Origin of the sequence: Pseudomonas sp. P1.8 (assembly GCF_001269805.1) — a bacterium.
GTDB lineage: Bacteria > Pseudomonadota > Gammaproteobacteria > Pseudomonadales > Pseudomonadaceae > Aquipseudomonas.
The window spans coordinates 60,092-82,370 of record NZ_LHVM01000024.1 but is presented as its reverse complement, the minus strand read 5'-3'; the positions used below and the strand labels follow the sequence as shown (position 1 = coordinate 82,370).

The following is a 22,279-nucleotide window of genomic DNA, read 5'->3' as shown; positions in this document are numbered from 1 at the left end:
GGCGAAAGGACCCAAATCCCTTGAAGCCAGGTTCAACTTACTAATTTGAAAGGAAAAAATTATGAGTGCAGTGATCAGCCCGGTGGGCAACGCCAATATGGTGCATGAGTCCGAGGCGCAGCGTCAGCATGCGCGCCTGAAGCTGCCGGCGAAGCTCCGGTTCCAAGGCCAACAGGGCGGCGTCCAGGAAGTCGAACTGGTAGACCTGTCCGCTGGCGGTTTCAGCTTCGAGCAGGGCAGCCAGTCGGTGGTCGAGGGCAAGCTCTATCGCGGCAAGCTGATGTTCAAAGTGGAGGGCATCGGCTTCGCCATGGATGTCGAATTCCAGGTGCGTTCCATTATCGGCGGCAAGCGCGTTGGCTGTGAATTTCACAACCTGCGTCCGCGCGAAATGTCGGCGCTGCGCTACATCATCAGTTCCTTGATCAGCGGCGAGCTGGTGAATGTCGGTGGCCTGATCAGCATTCTCCAGCGCGAGAACTTCACCAAGGCCCGTGGCGGCAAGGGGAATGAAAAGCTCAGCCTGCTCGGCCGCCTGCGCGCCATGGGTTTAACCCTGGTGATCCTGCTCGTTGGCCTGGGTGCCTTCGCCTACGTGCTGTACCAGTTCTATGACATCTACTTCGTCACCCACGCTGACTCGGCCCAGGTCAGCGTGCCCGGCGCGCAGGTCGCGATGCCGCGCGAAGGCACTGTGCAAAGCCTGGTCACCGTGGGTAGCACTGTCAGCAAGGGCGCACCGGTGGCCACCTTCACGGCGAACATGCTGGATGCCCTGAAGGGTGCCCTGCCGGAATCGGAGATGACCCCGGACAACCTTGAGCGCCTGTTCAACAAACGCTTCCAGGGCACCCTGACCAGCCCCTGTGACTGCAAAGTGGTCAGCCAACTGGTGGGTGATGGTCAGGTGGCGCCCAAGGGCACCCCGGTGTTCCTGCTGGCGCCGGTGGACAGCGTCGCCACCGTCGAAGCACGCTTCCCGTACCGCGCTTTCAACAAGCTGCAACCAGGCACCCCTCTGACCTTCCTGGTGGGTGGCGAAACCACCGAACGCGGCGGCCGGATCGACAGCATCGCCCTGCAGGACGGCGGCCTGGCTTCGGACATCCGCGTGCACATCCAGCCAGACGAGCCGCTTGCCAGCGATCTGGCCAAGCGTCCGGTGGACGTGCGCATTCGCCCGTTGAATGGCGTCTTCGCCAATAACAGCCTGAGCAGCCTGGTGTTCGGAAAATGAAGAGCACCGGACTAGCATGCGGGCTGCTGAGCTCGCTCAGCCTCGGTCTGCTGGCCGGTTGCGTGGCGTTGCCCGACCTGCAGCTGGCCAAGGCGTCCAAGGGCGGTGGTGACCTCGCGACCGCGGAACAGAATTACCGCGTCCTCGCCAGCCAGGGTTACGTCGAGGCCCAGATCGGCCTCGCCGACCTGCTGGTACGCAGTCCTTTGATTGAGCAACGGATGCAGGGCGAGACGCTGTACCGCCAGGCCTTCGATCGCTCTCCGTTGGCGCCAGCACGGCTGGGTAAATGGCTGGCGAGCAAGCCGCAGGCGAGTCCTGCCGAGCGCCTGGAGGCCGAGCAACTGCTGCGCCAGAGCCTGGCGGCCGGCGACAACAGCGCACTGCTGCCGCTGGTGCAGCTACAGCTGCAAGATCCGCAAAAGCTTGCCGACGGCAAGCTGGAACGCGAGCTGGAGCAATGGCAGGCGCAAGGCATCGGCGAAGCCCGGCTCGGCAAAGTGCTCCTGTACCGTGTGCGCGGCAACTACGAACAGAAGCTGGACGAGATCGAAGCCATCTGTGAGGGCTGGCTGGACCAGGCCAGTGAATGCTATGTCGAACTGGCCGAGGTCTTCCAGCGGCGTGGCAACAAAGACAGCCAGCAGCAGTTGCTGGCGCGGCTGGACTCGGCCTACCAGGCCGGCCTGGTGTCGCCTGAACGTGTGATGGGCGTTGCCAAGGTCCTGGCCGACAGCAGCCTGGGCGAAGCTGATCCAAAGGCTGCCCAGGTGCTCTACACGCGTATTGCGCCAGCCTACCCGGATGCCTGGTGCGGTTTGGCCGAGCTGGTCCTGCGCTTCCCCGACCAGGGGGATGCTGCCGTACTCACTGGATACCTGAACAAGGGCATCGAAGCTGGTTCCAGCCGCGCCGCGCTGATGCTCGGGCAGTTGTACCTCAAGGGCCAAGTCGTACCGGGCGATCCGCGGGCGGCGGAGCAGTACCTGCTACAGGCCGCGCCCGCCCACCTCAAGGCGCACCTGCTGCTGGGCCGGCTGTACCGGGATGGTGCGCTGGGCGACATCGAGCCGGAAAAGGCGCTGGAGCATCTGCTGATTGCCGCGCGTGCGGGCGACCCGAGCGCCAACATCGCGCTGGCCCAGCTGTTTGGCGAGGGCAAGGGCGTGCGGATCAACGCCGTCTACAGCTACACCTTCGCCACGCTCGCGTCGCGTCAGGGCGTGGCCCAGGGGCAGATCCTGATGGAGCGCCTGGCGCCGAGGCTGCAGGCGCAGGACTACCAGCAGGTGGAGAGACTGCTGGCCCGTGAAATCGAGGCTCGCGGTGGCCAGCAGGTCACCGCCAGGAATCAAGCTGATCAAGCGCAGGAAGTGCTATGACTTCGAAATACCGTCCAGTCACCACGCTGGCCTGCATGGCCGGATTGCTGGCCAGCTCCGTCGTCCTGGGGGCGCAGCCGCAACCCGGCTTGTCTTATGGCGCCAATCTCAAACTCACCGCGCAGTCGATCGATGACCTCGATCTGGGTACCCGCGACGGTGGCGACTTCAATGGCGTCGGTCTCAGCGTGCGGCCCTGGGTCTACAACCGTCAGGGCGACTGGAGCGCCTTCGCGCTCGGCGAGGCGTTCCTCGCCACCGACACCATCGAGTCGGACACCAGCGAATCCGACACCTTCGACCCCAACGACGCCCGCGAGCGAGAGGACCAGTTCCTCGCCATGCACGAGTTCTGGGTCGACTATGGCGGTCTGAGCGCTTATCCGGGAGAGTCCTTGCGACTCGGTCGGCAGAAGATCCGCAGTGCCGACGGCCTGTGGTGGGACAGCAATATCGAAGCCTTGCGCTGGAATTTCGAGACAACCCTGCTCAGTGCCCACGTCGGCATTGCCGAACGTTTCAGTGACTACCGCACGGACCTGGATGAACTGGCGCCCGAGGACGAGGATCGCCTGCACCTGCTCGCCGACCTGTCCTGGCAGTGGCAGCCGGGTCACTGGGCCGGAGTGAAGCTCCATCACAGCGATGATGGCGGCAACCTGCCGGGGGGGGGTGAGTCGGTGGACCAGATGAGCAAGACCACGACCGGCGACCTCACCTGGTTGGGGGCTGAACTCAATGGCGATTTCTACAACGAGCGCAGCAACCTGCCGCTCAATTACTGGGTCGCCGCCACGTGGCTGACCGGTAATGTCGACACCTTGCGCACCAACACCGTCAACGGCCGGCGCCAGGCCAACGGCCAGGTCAGCCAGGATGTCGATGCCTGGGCGGTCGACCTTGGCCTGCGCTGGAACATCGACCAGAACTGGCGCGTCGGTACCACCTACATGCGTGCCAGCGGCGGCTCTGACGGCGACGACTCCGAGCAGTTCCAACAGACCGGGCTGGAGAGCAACCGCTCCAAATTCACCGGCACCGGGAGTGCCATCAACCGCTTCGGCGAAGCCTATCGCGGTGAGATGAACAACCTGCAGGCGGCCAGCGTGTTCAGCGGCTGGCAGTTGGCCGAGGACTACGACGCCAGCCTTGTCTACCACCGCTTCTGGCGGGTGGATGACCAGGCCGACAGCAGCAGCGGCCTGAAGGCCCAGTTGGTGCCTGGCGAGAAGGATATCGGGCAAGAAGTCGACCTGGTGGTGACGCGCTACCTGAACCGCGGGCAGATCCCGGCCGGGATGGAGTGGTTGAAGGCATCCTCCGCGCTGGTCCGCTTCCGGGGCGGGCTGTTCTTTCCGGGCGATGCCTTCGGCAAAGGCACGGATTCGAGTATGCACCGCGCATTCGTTGATTTTGTCTGGCGCTACTGAATGCCGCCTGCCGAGCTGACCATGGAGTTGGACGCTATGTATTTACACACAAGAAACAGGCACCGCTGGGTCGTCGGCGTGGTCCTCGCGGGTAGCCTCGCGTGGGCGGCCGTGGCACCGGCCGGGGAAGGCGCCGCAGCCGCTTACAAGGTGTCGAGCATCCCCGCAGAGTCGCTGCTGATCGAGCCGCCGAAGCTGCCCGATCTGTCGCCCTATACTGCCGAGGCGGCCAATGCCCGGATCGTACGCAAACCCACTGGCAACGTGGTGCTCAAGCGCATGATCGGCCCGAACCAATTGGTGGAGTTCACCGGTGGCGACGAGCGTCTGCGTGAGTGGGTCAAGCGCCAGGGTGAAATGCCCCAGGCGATTTTCATCGAGGGTGGCTATGTCACGTTGAAAGATCTCGCCCGCAGCCTGCCGAAGAAGTATTTCGAGGAGACCGAGCCGGGTATCTACATCGCTCGCCTGCCGATCGTCGTCAGTCAAGGCGCGACCCTGCACGTCGGCGCCGAAACCCGCGACTTGCGCCTATCCAGCGAGCGCGGCGCGTTCCTGATCAACGACGGCAAGCTGTTCATCATGTACACCCGCCTTACTGCCTGGAGCGAGACGGAAAACCAGCAGGACTGGTTCAAGAAGAAGGGCAAGTTCCGCCCCTTCCTCAACGCTTGGGGCGGTACCGAGACCTATATCGTCAACTCGGTGGTATCGAGTCTTGGCTACACCGCGAGCAAGTCCTATGGCGTATCCATCTCCCAGTACAGCCCGGCGATGCATCCGACCATGCAGCGCGACCATCCCAGCGGCTGGCTGATTGACTCGATGTTCGACGACATGTGGTACGGCTTCTACTGCTACGAAGCCTATGACGTGGTACTCAAGGGCAATACCTACCGCAACAACCTCGTCTACGGTATCGACCCGCACGACCGCTCGCGGCGCTTGATCATCGCCGAGAACACCGCCTATGGCACCCGCGAGAAGCACGGCATCATCGTCTCCCGCGAGGTGAATGACAGCTGGATCTTCAACAACCGCTCCTACGAGAACACCCTCTCCGGGATCGTGGTCGACCGCTCAAGCGTCAATAACGTGCTGGCCAACAACGAGGTTTATCGCAACGGCTCCGATGGCATCACCATCTACGAGAGCGGCGACAACCTGTTGTGGGGCAACCGGGCGTTCAACAACGCGCGCCACGGTATTCGTGTGCGCAACAGCGCCAATATCGGGCTCTATGAAAACCTCGCGGTGGCCAACGGCCTGCTCGGCATCTACGGGCACGTCAAGGACCTCGTCGGCACGCCCCGCGACCTGATACTCGACCCCTTCGACATGAACCTCTCCCTGACCGTGGTTGGCGGTCGCCTGATCGGTAACGAATCGGGCGCCATCTCCGTCGTGTCGCCGCAAAGCGTGAAGCTCTACGGTGTGGAAATGCTGATGCCGACCCAGCCCAGCGGCATCGGCATATTCGGTGCACTTGCCAAGGAGCAGAGCCGAATCATCGACCTGATGGTGCGACAGAAGCAGGCCGTGCTGGTCCTGCCGCTCGATAAGTTGGCGCAACTTCAAGTGAGTGACAAACAATGAAACGGAGTTCAATGGGCCGCTTTGTCCAAGGGTGGCTGGCGTGCGCCTCTATTGCGACGCTTTTCACCAGTTCCCTGAGCCTGGCTGCCGATGCGCCCGAATACGAGATCGAGCGCTGCTGCCAGATCTGCCCGCAGGCGCTGCAGGACAGCAGCTACACCGGTGATCTGGGCGATTTCAGCCAACTGGTGCAGGGGCACGAGGATTGGCTTTTCCGCAGCAAGATCGACTTCATGACCAACATCGGCACCACGCCCGAGGGTTTCAAACTGCTCCAGGATCTGCGTGATGCGCTGAAAGCCAAGGGCGTGGAACTGGTGATGGTCTACCTGCCACCGCGTGGCCTGCTCGTCACTGAGATGCTCAACCCGCAGGAGCGCAGCAGCTTCAATGCCGAACTGTCGCGCAGTAATTACCTGGCTACCATCGAGCGCCTGCGCAGCCTGGGTATACGCGTGCCGGACCTCTCCGCACTGCTGGACCTGCCGGCCGAAGTGCGCAGCAAATTCTTCTTCAAGCGCGATAACCACTGGACGCCGCAAGGCGCTGAGCTGACCGCGCAGTTGCTGGCCGCCGAGATTGGTAAGTCGGGGGTCTTCAAGGGGATTGCGCGCAAGGAATTTGCCACGCGCACGGAAGGCAACCTGTACAAGGCCGGCTCACTCAACCAGGCATTCGGCAAGATCTGTGGCAATGGTTACGCCAATGAGTATTTCACGCGCGCAGTGACGGAGCCTAAAGAAGAGAGCAATGAGCTGTTTGGCGATACCGAACGGCCCGATGTGGTGCTGGTCGGCACCAGTTTCAGTTCCGCACAGTACAACTTCGACGGCTTTCTCAAACAGTACGCCAACGTCGACGTGGATAACCGCTCGGTGACAGGCGGTGGCTTCCACAGTGCCATGCTGCAGTACCTCGGCACCCAGGACTTCCAGGACAAACCGCCGAAGGTACTGATCTGGGAGGTCAACAGCTATTACGACCTGGCCATGGCGACTTTCTATCGCCAGGCCATGCCCCTGCTAAATAACGGTTGCCGGGACGTAACGGCGGACATAGACCAGAAGCTGACCCTGCGGCCAGGCAAGAACGAGGTGCTGGTCAACACTGGGGTCAAACCGATCCACAGCGAGGACGCCGTCGTCGAGATTCAGTTCAGCAAGCCCGCGATCAGCGATTTGCGCAGTACCGTCTGGTACATGAGCGGCTCGAGGGAAAACCTGTTGATCAGTCGGTCGCGGGAAGTCGAGTCGAACGGCCGCTTTGTTTTCCGCTTGCGTGAGGACGCCGAGTGGGCTGGGCAGACGCTGCTGTCCCTGGAGATCGATATGCCAGCAGACATGCCCCCGGGACTGCAGGTCGAGGCGAAGATCTGCCGCAGGGCGGACAAACCCGCCAGCGTGATGCAAGCCAAGGCCGATTGACCGGATGGAGCCATGCGCCTGGCGCATGGGCTCCTTAGGGCAACGATGATCATTCAAAAGGAGATTGAGAGCGTGGTTTTTTCTTCCAACGTGTTCCTGTTCCTGTTCCTGCCGATTTTCCTCGGCTTGTACTACCTGGTCGGAACGCGCTATCGAAACCTGCTGTTGCTGGTCGCTAGCTACATCTTCTATGCCTGGTGGCGCATCGACTTTCTGGTGCTGTTCGCTGTCGTGACAGTGTTCAACTACTGGATTGGACTGCGCATCGGCGCGGCCGGAGTGCGCACGAAAACTGCGCAGAAATGGTTGCTCCTCGGTGTGGTGGTGGACCTCGGCGTACTCGGCTATTTCAAGTACGCCAATTTCGGCGTCGACAGCCTCAACGCCATCATCACCTCGTTCGGCATGGAGCCCTTCGTGCTCACGCACATCCTGCTGCCGATCGGGATCTCTTTCTACATCTTCGAGTCCATCAGCTACATCATCGACGTCTACCGCGGCGACACCCCAGCCACCCATAACCTGGTGGACTTCGCCGCTTTTGTGGCGATCTTCCCGCATCTGATTGCCGGCCCGGTACTGCGTTTCCGCGACCTGGTGGACCAGTTCAACCACCGTACCCACACTGTGGACAAGTTCGCCGAGGGCTGTACGCGCTTCATGCAAGGCTTCATCAAGAAGGTCTTCATCGCAGACAGCATCGCGCCCATCGCCGACCATTGCTTCGCACTTTCCGACCCCACCACGGGCGACGCCTGGCTTGGTGCGCTGGCCTATACCGCGCAACTGTATTTCGACTTTTCCGGCTACAGCGACATGGCCATCGGCCTGGGCCTGATGATGGGCTTCCGCTTCATGGAAAACTTCAAGCAGCCGTACATCAGCCAGTCCATTACCGAGTTCTGGCGACGCTGGCACATCAGCCTCTCCACCTGGCTGCGCGACTACCTGTACATCAGCCTGGGCGGCAACCGCGGAACCTCCTTCCAGACCTACCGTAACCTGTTCCTGACCATGCTGTTGGGTGGTCTGTGGCATGGCGCCAACTTCACTTACATTCTCTGGGGCGCCTGGCACGGCGCCTGGTTGGCCATTGAGCGTTCCTTGGGCGTGAACGCCGCGCCACGCGTGCTCAACCCGCTGAGGTGGGTCTTCACCTTCATGCTGGTGGTGATCGGCTGGGTGATTTTTCGCGCCGAGAACCTCGACGTCGCCTGGCGCATGTACGCTGCCATGTTCAGCTTCGCCGACTTCCGGCTCTCGGAGCTCTACCGCGCTCAGCTCACCAGCCTGCAGATCGCCACCCTGGTGCTGGCCTATGTCGTGCTGGCCATCTTCGGCATCCGTCAGTTCTACAGCCAGCCGCTGGCCGCAGGACCCAAGGCCAGCGCCCGTGAAGACGACGGCATCATGATCAACGCCAACGGCCGAGCCGCCGTGGCGCGCCTGCGGATAGGCGCCGTGGCCTTCCACGCTGCCGTGCTCCTGCTGTTCACCGTCTCGGTGCTGAAGCTCTCGGCGCAAAGCTTCTCGCCCTTCCTTTACTTCCAGTTCTGAGGGGAACCGACTATGAACAGAACCCTGAACCTGCTCTACAGCCTGATCTTCTGCAGCTTGTTGCTGGTGCTCTGCCTGTGGTCCCTGCGCGCGGTATTCGGCTTCTCCACAGCCAGTGAAACCAGCGTGCTGGACGGCAAACTGGCGCTGGCCTTCGAGAAGCACTACGACGCCGAGTTCCCGGTCAAGCAACTGGGCACCAATCTCTGGGCGCTGGCGGGCTACAGGCTTTTCGGCGAAGGCCGCCAGGGCGTGATCATCGGCCAGGACGGCTGGCTGTTCTCGGACGAGGAGTTCAAGCCGGCGAGCAAACCTGATCAGTTGCAGGACAACTGGCGGTTGGTGAATGCCGTACGGGCGGAACTCGAGCGTCGAGGAGTGACGCTGGTGCTGGCGCTCCTGCCAGCCAAGGCTCGACTCTATCCGGAGCATCTGGATGACGAGCTACCCGCGCTGGCTCAGCAGCGCCTGTACCCGAAGGTCCTGGACATGATGCGCCAAGCCGGGTTGGACGGGCCGAATCTGTTGCCTGCCCTGCAGCTGGCGAAGGCGCAGGGGCCGGTGTTTCTGCGTACCGACAGCCACTGGACCCCCTTCGGCGCAGAGGTCGCGGCCAGGAGTCTGGCCGAGCATCTGGCGCGGCAGGGTATTTGGCAGCATGGCGACCAGACCTTCGTCACCGAGGCTGTCGCCAGCAGGGAGCACAAAGGCGACCTGCTGAGCTTCCTGCCCCTTGAACCGTACTTCGCCGACCTGCAACCACCGGCCGAGCGCCTGCGCCCGCGCCTGACCCGGGCCGCCGAGGGACAGGAGGCGAGCGCCGAGGATGAGCTGTTCGTCGACGCCCTGCCATCGATCGCGCTGGTCGGGACCAGCTACAGCGCCAACCCGGACTGGAACTTCGCCGGTGCCCTGAAACAGGCCCTGGGCAGCGACCTGGTCAATTACGCCGAGGAGGGCAAGGGCCCACTGGTGCCCATGCTGAACCTGCTGCAGCAGGGGGATAAAGAGCTCGCCGGGCTGCGCCTGGTGATCTGGGAGTTCCCCGAGCGCTATCTGATGCTACCAAGCGACCTGTCCGGATTCGACGCGGCCTGGCTCGCCCGGCTGCACAACGGCGAGGAACCGGTCAGCCGCGCGCTGCGCACCGCCACCTCCACCTCCACTGAGCCCATCCTGCAATTCTAGGAGCACCTGTATGTCCCTTTTTTCCTCGATGTCCTACACCCTGCGCTTGGGCAGCCTGCTGCTTGGCCTGTCCGCCCCGTGGGTGATGGCTGACGAAGCGGCGCTCTACGGTCCGGCGGCACCGTACGGCTCGGCCTTTGTGCGCGGCTTCAACGCTGCAAACAGCAGTTTTGACGCCAACCTCGGCCCTGTCCGCATCAATGACCTGGGCGCCAAAAGCAGCAGCGATTTCGCCTTCCTGCCGGCCGGTAGTTACACCGTCGGTGCAGATGGCAAGAGCCTGGCGGTGAAGCTCGACGCCGAGCGCTACTACACACTGGTGCAGATGCCGGATGGGGCGCTGGAGCTGGTGGATGAGCCGCCGTTCAAGAATCGCCAGAAGTCCCTGCTGCGCCTGCAGAATCTATCCGACACCGCCCTGTCGATTAAAACCGCCGACGGCCGTACCGAGGTCATCCACCCGGTCTCGGCTAATGCCCGTGGCGAGCGCGAGATCAACCCGGTCAAGGTGCGCCTGACGCTGTTCGCTGGCGACCGCAAGATTCGTGACCTCGACCCGCTGGTGCTGGAGCGTGGCGAAGTGGTCAGCCTGTTCGTCACCGGTTCCGCCGACAAGCTGTCTCCGGCCTGGGTCAAGCGTCCGGTTGCGACCAACTGAGGAATGGCTATGAAACCCTGGCAGATTTGTTCGCGGATGGCGCTCACCGGCCTGGCCCTGTTGCTGGCCGGCGGCTGCAGCAAGCCCCTGGAACGCAACGCCGGCGCCAGCCTGGTGCCGCCCAGCGGCTTCTACCTGGCCGCTCCGTCCCCCAAGGACAAGGTGGCGGATTGTCCCGAGGCACCCGCGCCCTATTCGGGCGACCTGCTGTTCCCGAGCAAATACGAAGGTTCGGACTCGGCCAGGGACAAGCTCAACCCGCAGGCCGCAGCGCGCTACAAGCGGCTGACCGGTGATGTGCGTACGCTGGAAAGCGGCGTGAGCAAACTGGTCGGCAAGTATCTCGAGGATGGTCGTCAGGAATACGCCGACTGCGCCTTGACCTGGTTGAACACATGGGCCGAAGCCGACGCGCTGCTCAGCCGAACCTACAACCACACCGGCAAGTCGGTGCGCAAATGGGCGCTGGGCAGCCTGTCTTCCGCCTATTTGCGGCTGCAGTTCTCCGGCTCCGAACCCTTGCGTGGGCATGAGGCCGAAACTCGCGCCATCGAGCAGTGGTTCGCCCGGCTCGCCGACCAGGTGGTGCACGACTGGAACGAGCAACCGCGCGAGCGGCGCAACAACCACCAGTACTGGGCTGCCTGGGCGGTGATGGCAAGCGCCGTGGTGCTCGACCGCCAGGACCTGTTCGACTGGGCGGTCGAGCAGTACCGTCATGGCATGGAGCAGGTCGACGCCGAGGGCTACCTGCCGCTGGAGCTGTCCCGGCACACCCGGGCGCTTGCCTACCACAACTACAGCCTGGGGCCGCTGGTGATGATCGCGGCATTCGCCGAGGCCAACGGGCTGGATCTGCGTGGCGACAACGGTGGTGCCCTGCAGCGGCTCGCCCAGCGGGTCGAAAAGGGCGTGCACAACCCGCGCCTTTTCGAGGCCCGGTCCGGCTACCCGCAGGAGCTGGAGGACTTGCAGGAGGACGGCAAGTTCGCCTGGCTGGAACCCTACTGTGCACTTTATCGCTGCTCGGCCGAGACCGACGCCTGGCGACGCTCCCTGGAGCCCCTGGAGACCTATCGGTTAGGAGGGGATGTCACCCAGTTGTTCAATCCTTGATCGCATCGATGCATTCACTCTCCCGGTAGTCCGAGGCAGGGCCTCGGCGGGGACAAGTATTTTTTTGAAATGGAACTTTAATGAGGCTTCTCCCATGATTCCGGTAATTCTTTCTGGTGGTAGTGGTTCGCGCTTGTGGCCCCTTTCGCGCAAGCAGTATCCAAAGCAGTTCCTCGCCCTGACCAGCGAGCTTTCGCTATTCCAGCAGACCCTGCAGCGCCTGGACTTCGAAGGCATGCAGAGCCCGCTGATCGTGTGCAACCATGAGCACCGCTTTATCGTCAACGAGCAACTGGAGCGGATCGGCGTCGAGGGGCACTCGACACTGCTCGAACCCTTCGGTCGCAATACCGCGCCGGCCGTGGCTATGGCCGCCTTGCAACTGCTGGCCGACGGCCGCGACGAACTGATGCTGGTGCTGCCGGCTGACCATGTGATCGAGGACCAACTGGCGCTGCGCGAGGCACTGGAAGTGGCGCGCGCGGTGGCCGAGGAAGGGGAGATGGTGTTGTTCGGCATCCCGGTCAAACGTCCCGAGACCGGCTTCGGCTACATCAAGGCGACCCGCGCAGGTGACGGCGACGGCATGCATCCCGGCGTCTACCGGGTCAGCCAATTCGTCGAGAAGCCCAATGCAGAACTGGCCCGCGAGCTCGTCCGCACGGGCGGCTATTACTGGAACAGCGGCATGTTCCTGTTCCGTGCCAGCCGTTATCTGGACGAGTTGCTCAAGCATGCGCCGGGCATCTACGACGCTTGTGCGCTGGCCCTGGAGCGTAGCCACCGCTGCGGCAATGTCATGACCATCGATACCAACACCTTCGAGTGTTGCCCGGACAACTCCATCGACTACGCGGTGATGGAGAAGACCTCCCGGGCCTGCGTGGTGCCGCTCGCCGCTGGCTGGAGTGACGTGGGCAATTGGTCCTCTCTGTGGGACGTGCATGAGAAGGACCAGGCCGGCAACGTGCTCAAGGGCGATGTGCTGACCCACGACAGCCGCAACAGCTTCGTACACAGCAGCAGCAAGCTGGTGGCCTTGGTCGGTGTGGACGATCTGGTGGTAGTAGAAACCAAGGATGCGGTGATGATCGCCCACAAGAATTCGGTTCAGGACGTCAAAGCACTGGTCAACCGCCTGGATCTGAAGGGCCGCTCGGAAACCCAGAGCCATTGTGCGGTCAATCGACCTTGGGGCTGCTACGACTCGGTGGACAACGGTATTCGCCATCAGGTCAAGCGCATCACCGTGAAGCCCGGCGCGCAGCTGTCGCTGCAGATGCACCACCACCGCGCAGAGCACTGGATCGTTGTATCCGGCATCGCCCAGGTGACGTGTGACGATAAGGTGTTCCTGCTGGCCGAAAACCAGTCCACCTACATCCCGATCGCCTCGGTGCACCGCCTGGCCAACCCTGGAAAAATCCCCCTGGAGATCATCGAGGTGCAGTCCGGCAGCTACCTGGGTGAGGACGACATCGAGCGCCTGGAGGATATCTATGGTCGGACCGGCGAGGCGCTGCTGGCACCCCAACTGGTCGTCGGCGTTTGAGCCAAAGTACCCGCATCAGCCGGTGGGTCCACGCACGCCGCCTCCTTGGCTGATTACCGATGCACGTCAGGTGCTGCTCAATGCAGCGCTTGAACGTTGCATTGCCACTGGCGCAGGTGCTGGGCTGGTTGTGGCAGCACAGTGGGCGCGCTTCAAGTCGTTGCGCTGCCATTCGCAGCCAGCCTTGCAAGATGTCGGCATCGGCCAACTGGAACGGGTCGGGATGCTGGCGCCTCTTGGCACAGTGCTATCACCCTGCGCATACTCAGGACGTGTCCGGGTGTGCTGTCCCCGTTTCAGTTTTATACATCGATGACAAGGAAGTTTACCGTTGTTAAAAAAGAAAATATTGTCCGCTTTGATCTTGGCCGGTGCGTCAGTCTTTACAGTGTTCAACTTTTTCATCCTGTTTTTTTCTGGATGTAAGTCATCCATTCGGCGATCAGGTCGCCTGATCGGCGAGCGCGAACTTATGTGCGACGGTTGTGGCTGAGCAGTCGTTAAGGGCTAATCCTGGAAGACTTGGAACTTGATGATTTAAGGAATTCGATTGCTTGTCAGCGTTAAATATGGAGTTGAAAAGTCAGTATGGATACCGAGCACTTTGTACAAGTTATTGCTATCGCTAGCGGTAAGGGCGGCGTAGGCAAAACTACTGTGGCTGTGAATCTGGCATTGGCGCTAGCGGAGCTTGGGCGCCGAGTCGTTTTGCTGGATTCAAATCTTGAGTTCCCGAATGTCGACGTCCAATTGGGGCTTGTGCCACGGTATACGCTTGTCGATCTAATCGAAGGCCGCTGTGAATTGTCCGATACCCTGATGGAAGGACCGGGAGGCGTGCGCGTAGTCGCATCTGGTTCAGGTGTCCCGAGTATGGTGCGCCTGTCGCCGGCTCAGCATTCAGGCCTGATACAGGCATTCAGCGAGATAGCGGACAGCCTGGACGTGCTGGTGATCGACACCGCCACGGGTATTGGCGAATCGGTAGTCAGCTTCATTCGAGCTGCCCATGAAGTCTTGGTGATTGTATGCGATGAGCCGACTTCCATCTCCGGTGCTTACGCTTTGATCAAAGTACTTAATCATGAGCACGGGATGAAACGCTTCAGGGTTTTGGTCAACATGGAAATTAACCCTCTGGAAGGGCTGAGTTTGTTTGCCAAGCTTATTAAACTCACGGACCACTTCCTGGATGTTTTCCTGGAGTATGCGGGAGCAATTCCTTACGACGAATATGTACGTAATGCCGCGCAGACACGGCGGGCGGTTTACGAGAGACATCCGCGATGCAAATGCAGTAAAGCCTTTCAGGAGGTTGCGCTCAAGGCTGACGCTTGGCCATTGCTGGGCGCTCCAAGAGGGCATGTAGAGTTTTTTGTCGAGCGACTTGTCAGCAACTCAAAAAGGTAATAACTCTCTGGTGCTTCGTGTGATCACTCGGGCGTCATCATCACCGCGAGCGTCATCTTGATAATCCTCATTGCGGTCGATTGTGTCCAGGGCGTGATACGGGAGCTCCGCAGAAAAGTTTTTATTATCTAAATTCAAATGGGAGCGGCAAGCCTGCTTCCAGAGAGTTACCCGTGCGGCCTGAACTGGCTCGGCGCGACACCACTCCAGCGCACAAACGCATGGCGAAAACTCGCGGTCTCGCTAAAGCCCAACGCCTCGGCGATTTGATAAATCGGCAGTTGATCCTCGCACAGCATTTGCTTGGCCTGCTCGAAGCGCAACTCGTCGAGCAGTTCCTGATAGCTGCAACCCAGATCCTTGAGGTGTCGGCGCAACGTGCGCGCTGAACAGTTCATCTGCTCGGCCAGCCCTTCGAGTCCTGGTGCTGCGTTGAGCTGTGCACTGAGCAATTGCCGGATCCGCCCCAGCCAGGCCTGGCGTCCTGTGAATTCTATGTTTTGCTTGCGGCAACGTTCGGCCATGGCTTGATGGGTGATGATATCGGCCAGTGGCAAGGGTTGATCGAGCCAATGCTTATCGAAGGCGAACGCATTGTTTCGGCCCCCGAAGTGCAGCGGGCAGTTGAAGTGTTCGGCGTAGGTGGCTTCGTAGTCTGGGGCGGTATGTTCCAAGCGTGCGGCGAGCAAGGGCAATGGATGCCCGAGCAAATCGTCGCAGATGACTTTCAGGGAGACCAGGCAGAACTCGGCATTGAACACGGCCATGGAGGGACTTTCGCGGTAATCGGCGGCAACGAACCATACTCGTTCGCCTTCCTCCTCCACGCTCAGCTCGAAAACTGTTCCCAACAGCGCCGGATAGCGAATCGCCAGACGCAAAGCGTCACCGAAGGTGGCACTGGTGAGCAGGGCGTAACCGAGCATGCCGTAGCAGGAGACGTGCATCCGTCGGCCCAGTTCCAGGCCGATATCGCGCTTGAGCGCGACGGCGTTGGCGCAGACCTGCATCTCTTGATTGGTGGTGATGTGTGTGTCGGCTCGGCTCAGGTCCGCCGCACTGATGCCGCTGCCGGCCAGCAGCGCCTCGCTGGACAAACCTTCGGCCTTGAAGGTGTTGAGGATCAGCGAAACGGCGTTGAGTGTGGTGAGGTGGGAGTGGAGCATGGGAGTGTTCCAGCCTTGAGATGACAGGACCGCAGCAAGTTGTATGCCGAGACAGGCAGGGCAGGCTTCAATCCTGTAGGAGCGGGCTTGCCCGCGATTGCGGTATGTCATTCACGAGAATGCCGGATGTGCCGCCGTCATCGCGGGCAAGCCCGCTCCTACAGGTTTTGCATTGTGTCAGGTCAAATCAGTTCGCCGCACAGGTCCAGTTCGACAAGTCGCCGTACTTCCTCTGTATCAAGCCCCGCACCCAACAGTGCATGCAACTTGCCGAACGCCGCCTCGCGGGTCATGCCGCCACCCGACAACACGCCCACATCGCGCAAACGGCTGCCGGCCTCATACACATCCAGCTCGACGCCGCCTTCATGGCACTGCGTCACCGCGACCACCACCACACCCTTGTCCCGCGCGCGGCCCAGGCTGGCGAGAAACTCGGGGTTGTCGCCCGGCCCGGTGCCGCTGCCGTAGCACTCCAGCACCAGACCCTGGATGCCGCTGTCGACCAGGCCATTGAGTATCCCGGCGCTGATGCCGGGAAACAGCGGCAATACCGCAACGTTCGCCATCTGTTTGGGTGGCTGGTAGTTCAGCTGTTGCGGCATCGAAGACACTTTCACGCCACCGCCCTGACGCTTCAGGCGCTTGAACGGATGGCGACCAAAACTGCGGACCTTCGCGCAATGGGTCGGGTCGAGCAGTTCGCCGTGAAAGTACAAGTGAACGCCCGGTGCCAGGCCTTGGCCAAGGGCAACCAAAGCGCCGCCGAGATTTTCCCAGGCATCGCTGTCGGTCACGCCGGCCGGTAGCATGGAGCCGGTGAAACACACGCGAGCGTGCAGGCCGAGCAACTGGAAACTCATGGCGGCGGCGCTGTAGGCCAGAGTGTCGGTGCCATGCAGGATCAGCACGCTGTCGCAGCCTTGCACATCCACCGCATCGACCACCGCTTCACGCAATTGCTGCCAATACGCCGGCGTCATGTTGGCGCTGTCGATCAGCAGCGACATCTCGCGAAAGCGCCACTGCGGCACCACCAGTTCAGGCTGACTGTGCAGGTAATCGCGCATCCGCGCTTCGAAACCGGATGCGGGGGCCAAGCCGTGCGCGCTGGCTTGCATGCCGATGGTGCCGCCGGTGTAGAGCACCATGACGTGCTGGGCGGCAGGGTAGGTCGAGGCATTCATGGAGGATCTCCGAAAAAACTGAAACGGCTTGAAGCGGAGCATGACGCTGAGCGTCAGCCGTGTCACGTCGTACGGCGCTGAAAAAAAAGCAAAAAAAAGGGCCTGGAGAATGATCTCCAGGCCCTCAAAAGGTGAGAGGTGTCTAGTCCCTCGACCTGGTGAGCGGTGCTACAAGTGGTGCGTCGGTTCAGGCTTTGAGCGGAACCAGACGCGGAGCAATCATGTTTTCCGGGCGCAGGATGTCGGCGAGCATGGCTTCGTCGAGCAGACCTTCTTCGCGCACCAGTTCCAGCACGCCGCGGCCGCTTTCAAGGGCGAGGCCGGCGATACGGGTGGCGTTTTTGTAGCCGATGTACGGGTTCAGCGCGGTGACCAGGCCAATCGAGTGCTCGACCAGTTCACGGCAGCGGGCTTCGTTGGCGGTGATGCCGACGATGCAGTGCTCACGCAGCATGTCCATGGCGCGTTGCAGCAGGCGGATCGAGTCGAAGATCTTGAACGCGATCAGCGGCTCCATCACGTTCAATTGCAGTTGGCCGCCTTCGGCTGCCATGGTCAGCGCCAGATCGTTACCGATGACCTGGAAGGCCACCTGGTTAACGGCTTCCGGGATAACCGGGTTGACCTTGCCTGGCATGATCGAACTGCCTGGCTGACGCGCCGGCAAGTTGATTTCGTTGATGCCGGTGCGTGGGCCGCTGGACAGCAGACGCAGGTCGTTGCAGATCTTCGACAGCTTGACCGCGGTGCGCTTGAGCATGCCGGAGAACAGTACGAAGGCGCCCATGTCGGACGTGGCTTCGATCAGGTCGGCCGCCGGAACCAGCGGTTGACCGCTGATCAGTGCCAGACGTTGTACCGCCAGGGCCTGATAGCGCGGGTCGGCGTTGATGCCGGTGCCGATCGCGGTGCCGCCCAGGTTCACTTCAGTCAGCAGTTCCGGGGCCAGCGTCTTCAGACGGGCCAGGTCTTCGCCCATGGTGGTGGCGAAGGCGCGGAATTCTTGACCCAAGGTCATCGGCACAGCGTCTTGCAGCTGGGTACGACCCATCTTCAGGACGTGGTTGAATTCCTGGCCCTTGGCCGCGAACGCCTGAATCAGGCTGTCGAGGCTGGCCAGCAGCGCGTCGTGACCCAGCAACAGACCCAGGCGGATCGCCGTCGGGTAAGCGTCGTTGGTCGACTGCGCCATGTTCACGTCGTCGTTCGGGTGCAGGTACTGGTATTCGCCTTTCTGGTGACCCATTGCTTCGAGCGCAATGTTGGCGATCACTTCGTTGGCGTTCATGTTGGTGGACGTACCGGCGCCACCTTGAATCATGTCGACCACGAATTCTTCGTGGTAATCACCACGGATCAATCGTGCACAGGCTTCGCTGATGGCTGCGTGTTTGGCTTCGCTCAGATGACCCAACTCGCGGTTAGCGTCGGCAGCGGCCTGTTTGACCATTGCCAGACCCACAACCAGTTTCGGGTAATGCGAAATCGGAACGCCCGAGAGGCGGAAGTTGTTCACCGCTCGCAGGGTCTGGATGCCGTAATACGCTTGAGCCGGTACTTCGAGGGCGCCAAGCAGGTCGTTTTCTGTGCGGAAAGATGCAGCGGAGGACATGATAGAAATCATCTCGATATGAACCCGGTCAATGCCGGAACGCTGCGAATGCTAGGCTCGTGTAGATTTTTGGGCCAATGCTGTTAAACACTGGGCTATGCATATTCGGCATAATGCCCGTGTGACGCCGGGTTGCCGGCGAACGTGTGACCTAAATTGGTGCGTGTCCGGGAGGGCGTGATGAATCTGGAAAGCAAATGGCTGGAGGACTTTAGTGCTCTGGCCGCCACCCGCAGTTTCTCCCAGGCGGCTGAACGGCGTTTCGTGACACAGCCGGCGTTCAGTCGGCGCATCCGCAGCCTGGAGGCGGCGTTGGGGCTGCAGTTGGTCAATCGCTCGCGCACGCCGATCGAGCTGACGGCGGCGGGGCAATTGTTTCTGGTCACCGCGCGAACCGTGGTTGAACAGCTTGGCGAAGTGCTGCGCCATCTCCATCACCTGGAAGGCGGGCAGGGCGAGGTGATGCAGGTCGCGGCCGCTCACTCGCTGGCACTGGGTTTCTTTCCGCGCTGGATCGCGCAGCTGCGCAACGAAGGTCTGAACATCGCCACGCGCCTGGTGGCAACCAACGTCGGTGACGCTGTGCATGCGCTGCGTGAAGGTGGTTGCGATCTGATGCTCGCCTTCTATGACCCGGACGCGGCGATGCAAATGGACCCGGAAATTTTCCCGTCGCTGCACCTGGGCCATACCGAAATGTTGCCGGTGTGTGCTGCCGATGCCGAAGGCAAGCCGCTGTTCGATCTGGAAGGCGAGGGCAGCGTGCCGTTGTTGGCCTACAGCGCTGGTGCGTTTCTGGGTCGATCAGTGAATATGCTGCTGCGTCAACGGGCACTGCGCTTCACCACCATCTACGAAACCGCCATGGCCGATAGCCTGAAAAGCATGGCCCTTGAAGGTCTGGGCATCGCCTGGGTGCCGCAGCTGAGTGTGCGCGCCGAACTGGCGCGCGGTGAGTTGGTGATCTGCGGCGGCCCGCAATGGCATGTGCCGCTGGAGATCCGTTTGTACCGCTGCGCGCTCGTGCGCAAAGCGAATGTGCGATTGTTGTGGCGCAAGTTGGAAGGTGGAGCGGCAAGTCCTGCAGTCTGATCGGACACGAGGGTGCAAGTCGCAGTGACGGCTTGCTCCCGTGTGCCGACTGGCATTGGGATGTTTCATTCGAATCGATCAAGATAGTTGCGAATGTTTTCCCTGTTCTTGTCACTGTAGCGATGGGCGTTTCCCCGCATACTGGAAAACTCGTCCGTTAGCATGATTGTGTCGTGCCACCAGCCGTCATAGATCACTTCGCTGTCCTCATGTTTTGCGCCAAGCATATGGCCAATTTCATGTGCGGGAACATGAGTGGATGTGATCGCTGCAATTGCACAATGACCTTTGTACCAGCTAATGCCTCTTGTTCCTCCGAGGAGTCCACTGGCTGTCACGTTGATATTGTTTCTGGTCAATAGAAGGACTTTAGTCAGGCTCGGCGTATGTTCACCGGATTTTTTTAGAGTGATGAACCAGTCGTTTATCAGGTCCGTCCAGCCTTGCAGCGCAGCGTTGCTATCTTCGTTTCTGTAGTTGTACCCTGACAGCTCCGCTACTTCATCATGACGATACATTAACAACCTGATATCTCGCCCAGAGAGGGACTCAAGTTCTGACTTGAGCCAGGAAAAATAATCCGCATATAGATCGTTTTTTTGATAATTGTAAAGATCTCTATGAATGACGATCATTATTGAGATAGGTTTTTTCATGTTTTGAACTCCCTGTTCAATTGAATATATGAGTCATCGATAATTGTGTTAGTTCGGGGGTTTTGACAAGTTTCAAATTGTTTTAAGTTGTTTAGCCTTTTTTGAATATTGATTTTTTTTGATGGAAATCACTGATCTCGACAACCAGAGAAGTTCACGATCTCCAGGCATTCAAGTGACTGACTTTATAGTCAAGAAAAGCGTGTTTTCGCCCGCATGACAGATGGTCGCCACAGGGGCTGTTTATCTGCTTCTTTGAGGTATACTGCGCGGCCTTCGGCCGGTTACGACCGGCCATAATTCGTACAATCAAGCCACGCATCCTGCGTGGCTTGTTGTTTTTTGATGCGCCTGCGGGCGCCCAGAGAGAAGAGGCACGACGATGAGTGCATTGGTTGGCGTGATCATGGGCTCAAAGTCCGATTGGTCCACCCTTAGCCACACCGCCGATATGCTGGAAAAGCTCGGCATCCCTTACGAGGTGAAAGTGGTTTCTGCCCACCGCACCCCGGACCTGCTGTTCCAGTACGCTGAAGAAGCCGAGGCGCGTGGCATCGAGGTGATCATTGCCGGGGCCGGTGGTGCGGCCCACCTGCCAGGCATGTGTGCGGCCAAGACCCACCTGCCTGTGCTTGGCGTGCCAGTCCAGTCGGCGATGCTATCGGGCGTCGATTCGCTGCTCTCTATTGTGCAGATGCCTGCGGGTATCCCGGTCGCCACCCTGGCCATCGGCAAGGCGGGTGCGATCAACGCTGCGTTGCTGTCGGCGAGTATCCTGGGCGCCAAGCACCCGCAGTTCCACGCGGTGCTGAAAACCTTCCGTGCTGAACAGACAGACAGCGTCCTGGAAAATCCAGACCCACGCATCGCCTGAGGTTGTTGACGATGAAAATCGGTGTAATCGGTGGCGGCCAGTTGGGTCGCATGTTGGCACTGGCGGGCACTCCGCTGGGCATGAACTTCGCTTTCCTCGACCCGGCACCGGACGCTTGTGCGGCGGCGTTGGGCGAACATCTGCGGGCCGATTACGGCGATCAGGATCACCTGCGTCAATTGGCTGATGAAGTCGATCTGGTGACGTTCGAGTTCGAAAGCGTTCCAGCCGAAACCGTAGCGTTCCTGTCGCAATTCGTGCCGGTATACCCGAGCGCCGAAGCCCTGCGCATCGCCCGTGATCGCTGGTTCGAAAAAAGCATGTTCAAGGACCTGGGGATTCCAACCCCGGCGTTCGCCGACATCCAGTCCCAGACTGACCTCGACGCTGCCGTGGCTTCCATCGGCCTACCGGCGGTTCTCAAAACCCGCACCTTGGGTTACGACGGCAAGGGCCAGAAAGTTCTGCGCACGCCTGAAGACGTCGTCGGGACGTTCGCCGAGTTGGGCAGCGTGGCGTGCCTGCTGGAAGGCTTCGTGCCGTTCACCGGCGAAGTCTCGCTGATCGCCGTGCGCGCTCGCGATGGCGAAACGAAGTTCTATCCGCTGGTGCACAACACCCACGACAGCGGCATTCTCAAGTTGTCCGTGGCCAGCACCGATCACCCGCTGCAAGCCCTGGCCGAAGACTACTCCAGTCGTGTGCTTAAACAGCTGGATTATGTCGGTGTGATGGCGTTCGAGTTCTTTGAAGTCGACGGTGGCCTCAAAGCCAACGAAATCGCCCCGCGTGTGCACAACTCCGGGCACTGGACCACCGAGGGCGCCGAGTGCAGCCAGTTCGAAAACCACTTGCGGGCTGTTGCCGGTCTGCCGCTGGGTTCGACGGCCAAGGTCGGCGAGAGCGCAATGCTCAACTTCATCGGTAAAGTGCCGGACACCGAGAAAGTGATCGCTATCGCCGATTGCCATCTGCATCACTACGGCAAGGCGTTCAAGGTCGGTCGCAAGGTCGGTCACGCCAACCTGCGTTGCGCAGACCGCGAGACGCTGGCCGCACAGATCCTCAAGGTCGAAGCGCTCATCGCCGAATAGTTTCATGTGGCAGCGGTGGAACCATTGAGGTCGCACCGCTCTCTGATG

18 protein-coding genes are annotated in these 22,279 nt (G+C 60.8%); 14 read left to right on the top strand and 4 right to left on the bottom strand.

Annotated elements, in window-relative coordinates:
* Positions 1 to 61: 61 nt before the first annotated feature.
* The 11 genes from AD668_RS26775 (at position 62) to AD668_RS26725 (ending at position 14,550) form a co-directional block, all read left to right on the top strand.
* Positions 62 to 1,237 carry a PilZ domain-containing protein gene (locus AD668_RS26775; protein WP_305729003.1) on the top strand — a complete coding sequence of 392 codons (1,176 nt, stop codon included), beginning with the start codon at positions 62 to 64 and terminating at the stop codon, positions 1,235 to 1,237.
* Positions 1,234 to 2,619, top strand: coding sequence for an SEL1-like repeat protein (locus AD668_RS26770; protein WP_053163962.1), 1,386 nt, complete (start codon positions 1,234 to 1,236; stop codon positions 2,617 to 2,619). The genes AD668_RS26775 and AD668_RS26770 overlap by 4 nt, the downstream gene beginning before the upstream one ends.
* Positions 2,616 to 4,049 (top strand): alginate export family protein, encoded by a 1,434-nt coding sequence (locus tag AD668_RS26765; RefSeq protein ID WP_053163960.1) that lies wholly within the window; start codon positions 2,616 to 2,618, stop codon positions 4,047 to 4,049. Before AD668_RS26770 ends, AD668_RS26765 begins: the two co-directional genes overlap by 4 nt.
* Before the next feature lie 36 nt (positions 4,050 to 4,085).
* Positions 4,086 to 5,645, top strand: a complete 1,560-nt coding sequence (algG, locus tag AD668_RS26760) for a mannuronan 5-epimerase AlgG (RefSeq protein ID WP_156322399.1) — start codon at positions 4,086 to 4,088, stop codon at positions 5,643 to 5,645.
* Between the two features lie 11 nt (positions 5,646 to 5,656).
* Complete coding sequence (locus AD668_RS26755; RefSeq protein ID WP_053163959.1) at positions 5,657 to 7,069, top strand: alginate O-acetyltransferase; 1,413 nt, start codon at positions 5,657 to 5,659, stop codon at positions 7,067 to 7,069.
* A 72-nt stretch (positions 7,070 to 7,141) separates the two neighbouring features.
* Complete coding sequence (locus AD668_RS26750) at positions 7,142 to 8,626, top strand: MBOAT family protein (protein WP_053164121.1); 1,485 nt, start codon at positions 7,142 to 7,144, stop codon at positions 8,624 to 8,626.
* Positions 8,627 to 8,638: 12 nt separating this feature from the next.
* Positions 8,639 to 9,814, top strand: coding sequence for an alginate O-acetyltransferase (locus AD668_RS26745; RefSeq protein ID WP_053163957.1), 1,176 nt, complete (start codon positions 8,639 to 8,641; stop codon positions 9,812 to 9,814).
* Between the two features lie 10 nt (positions 9,815 to 9,824).
* Entirely contained in the window at positions 9,825 to 10,472 is a 648-nt protein-coding gene (locus AD668_RS26740; RefSeq protein WP_053163955.1) for an alginate O-acetyltransferase AlgF, read from the top strand.
* A gap of 9 nt (positions 10,473 to 10,481) precedes the next feature.
* Positions 10,482 to 11,588 (top strand): mannuronate-specific alginate lyase, encoded by a 1,107-nt coding sequence (locus AD668_RS26735; protein ID WP_053163952.1) that lies wholly within the window; start codon positions 10,482 to 10,484, stop codon positions 11,586 to 11,588.
* 94 nt (positions 11,589 to 11,682) lie between these two features.
* Positions 11,683 to 13,140, top strand: coding sequence for a mannose-1-phosphate guanylyltransferase/mannose-6-phosphate isomerase (locus tag AD668_RS26730; RefSeq protein WP_053163951.1), 1,458 nt, complete (start codon positions 11,683 to 11,685; stop codon positions 13,138 to 13,140).
* Positions 13,141 to 13,728: 588 nt separating this feature from the next.
* Positions 13,729 to 14,550 (top strand): MinD/ParA family protein, encoded by an 822-nt coding sequence (locus tag AD668_RS26725; protein WP_053163949.1) that lies wholly within the window; start codon positions 13,729 to 13,731, stop codon positions 14,548 to 14,550.
* A gap of 167 nt (positions 14,551 to 14,717) precedes the next feature.
* On the opposite strand, the gene AD668_RS26720 is transcribed toward AD668_RS26725, so the two are convergent.
* The 3 genes from AD668_RS26720 to aspA all read right to left on the bottom strand — a co-directional run bounded on the left by AD668_RS26720 (position 14,718) and on the right by aspA (position 18,515).
* The gene (locus AD668_RS26720; RefSeq protein WP_053163948.1) at positions 14,718 to 15,716 is read right to left on the bottom strand and encodes an AraC family transcriptional regulator; all 999 of its coding nucleotides are present in this window, start codon (positions 15,714 to 15,716) and stop codon (positions 14,718 to 14,720) included.
* 182 nt (positions 15,717 to 15,898) lie between these two features.
* Entirely contained in the window at positions 15,899 to 16,903 is a 1,005-nt protein-coding gene (locus AD668_RS26715) for an asparaginase (RefSeq protein WP_053163945.1), read from the bottom strand.
* A 187-nt stretch (positions 16,904 to 17,090) separates the two neighbouring features.
* Positions 17,091 to 18,515: an aspartate ammonia-lyase gene (gene aspA / locus AD668_RS26710; protein ID WP_053163943.1), complete on the bottom strand. Its 1,425-nt coding sequence runs from the start codon at positions 18,513 to 18,515 to the stop codon at positions 17,091 to 17,093.
* A 180-nt stretch (positions 18,516 to 18,695) separates the two neighbouring features.
* Between aspA and AD668_RS26705 the strand changes: the two genes are divergently transcribed.
* Positions 18,696 to 19,607, top strand: a complete 912-nt coding sequence (locus AD668_RS26705) for a LysR substrate-binding domain-containing protein (protein ID WP_053163941.1) — start codon at positions 18,696 to 18,698, stop codon at positions 19,605 to 19,607.
* Positions 19,608 to 19,672: 65 nt separating this feature from the next.
* Here the strand turns inward: AD668_RS26705 and AD668_RS26700 are convergent, their stop codons facing one another.
* A complete protein-coding gene (locus AD668_RS26700) occupies positions 19,673 to 20,263 on the bottom strand; it encodes a reprolysin-like metallopeptidase (RefSeq protein WP_053163940.1) in 591 nt (196 codons plus the stop codon).
* 382 nt (positions 20,264 to 20,645) lie between these two features.
* On the opposite strand from AD668_RS26700, the gene purE reads away from it, so the two are divergent.
* Together purE and AD668_RS26690 are read left to right on the top strand one after the other, a co-directional pair.
* Positions 20,646 to 21,137 (top strand): 5-(carboxyamino)imidazole ribonucleotide mutase, encoded by a 492-nt coding sequence (purE, locus tag AD668_RS26695; protein WP_007971731.1) that lies wholly within the window; start codon positions 20,646 to 20,648, stop codon positions 21,135 to 21,137.
* 11 nt (positions 21,138 to 21,148) lie between these two features.
* Positions 21,149 to 22,231 carry a 5-(carboxyamino)imidazole ribonucleotide synthase gene (locus AD668_RS26690; RefSeq protein ID WP_053163938.1) on the top strand — a complete coding sequence of 361 codons (1,083 nt, stop codon included), beginning with the start codon at positions 21,149 to 21,151 and terminating at the stop codon, positions 22,229 to 22,231.
* Positions 22,232 to 22,279: the final 48 nt, after the last annotated feature.

Excerpts from the sequence above, each read along its gene's own strand:
- AD668_RS26775 (WP_305729003.1), top strand. The coding sequence starts at position 62 with ATGAGTGCAGTGATCAGCCCGGTGGGCAACGCCAATATGGTGCATGAG.
- AD668_RS26770 (WP_053163962.1), top strand. The coding sequence starts at position 1,234 with ATGAAGAGCACCGGACTAGCATGCGGGCTGCTGAGCTCGCTCAGCCTC.
- AD668_RS26765 (WP_053163960.1), top strand. The coding sequence starts at position 2,616 with ATGACTTCGAAATACCGTCCAGTCACCACGCTGGCCTGCATGGCCGGA.
- algG (WP_156322399.1), top strand. The coding sequence starts at position 4,086 with ATGTATTTACACACAAGAAACAGGCACCGCTGGGTCGTCGGCGTGGTC.
- AD668_RS26755 (WP_053163959.1), top strand. The coding sequence starts at position 5,657 with ATGGGCCGCTTTGTCCAAGGGTGGCTGGCGTGCGCCTCTATTGCGACG.
- AD668_RS26745 (WP_053163957.1), top strand. The coding sequence starts at position 8,639 with ATGAACAGAACCCTGAACCTGCTCTACAGCCTGATCTTCTGCAGCTTG.
- AD668_RS26740 (WP_053163955.1), top strand. The coding sequence starts at position 9,825 with ATGTCCCTTTTTTCCTCGATGTCCTACACCCTGCGCTTGGGCAGCCTG.
- AD668_RS26735 (WP_053163952.1), top strand. The coding sequence starts at position 10,482 with ATGAAACCCTGGCAGATTTGTTCGCGGATGGCGCTCACCGGCCTGGCC.
- AD668_RS26730 (WP_053163951.1), top strand. The coding sequence starts at position 11,683 with ATGATTCCGGTAATTCTTTCTGGTGGTAGTGGTTCGCGCTTGTGGCCC.
- AD668_RS26725 (WP_053163949.1), top strand. The coding sequence starts at position 13,729 with ATGGATACCGAGCACTTTGTACAAGTTATTGCTATCGCTAGCGGTAAG.
- AD668_RS26720 (WP_053163948.1), bottom strand. The coding sequence starts at position 15,716 with ATGCTCCACTCCCACCTCACCACACTCAACGCCGTTTCGCTGATCCTC.
- AD668_RS26715 (WP_053163945.1), bottom strand. The coding sequence starts at position 16,903 with ATGAATGCCTCGACCTACCCTGCCGCCCAGCACGTCATGGTGCTCTAC.
- aspA (WP_053163943.1), bottom strand. The coding sequence starts at position 18,515 with ATGTCCTCCGCTGCATCTTTCCGCACAGAAAACGACCTGCTTGGCGCC.
- AD668_RS26705 (WP_053163941.1), top strand. The coding sequence starts at position 18,696 with ATGAATCTGGAAAGCAAATGGCTGGAGGACTTTAGTGCTCTGGCCGCC.
- AD668_RS26700 (WP_053163940.1), bottom strand. The coding sequence starts at position 20,263 with ATGAAAAAACCTATCTCAATAATGATCGTCATTCATAGAGATCTTTAC.
- purE (WP_007971731.1), top strand. The coding sequence starts at position 20,646 with ATGAGTGCATTGGTTGGCGTGATCATGGGCTCAAAGTCCGATTGGTCC.
- AD668_RS26690 (WP_053163938.1), top strand. The coding sequence starts at position 21,149 with ATGAAAATCGGTGTAATCGGTGGCGGCCAGTTGGGTCGCATGTTGGCA.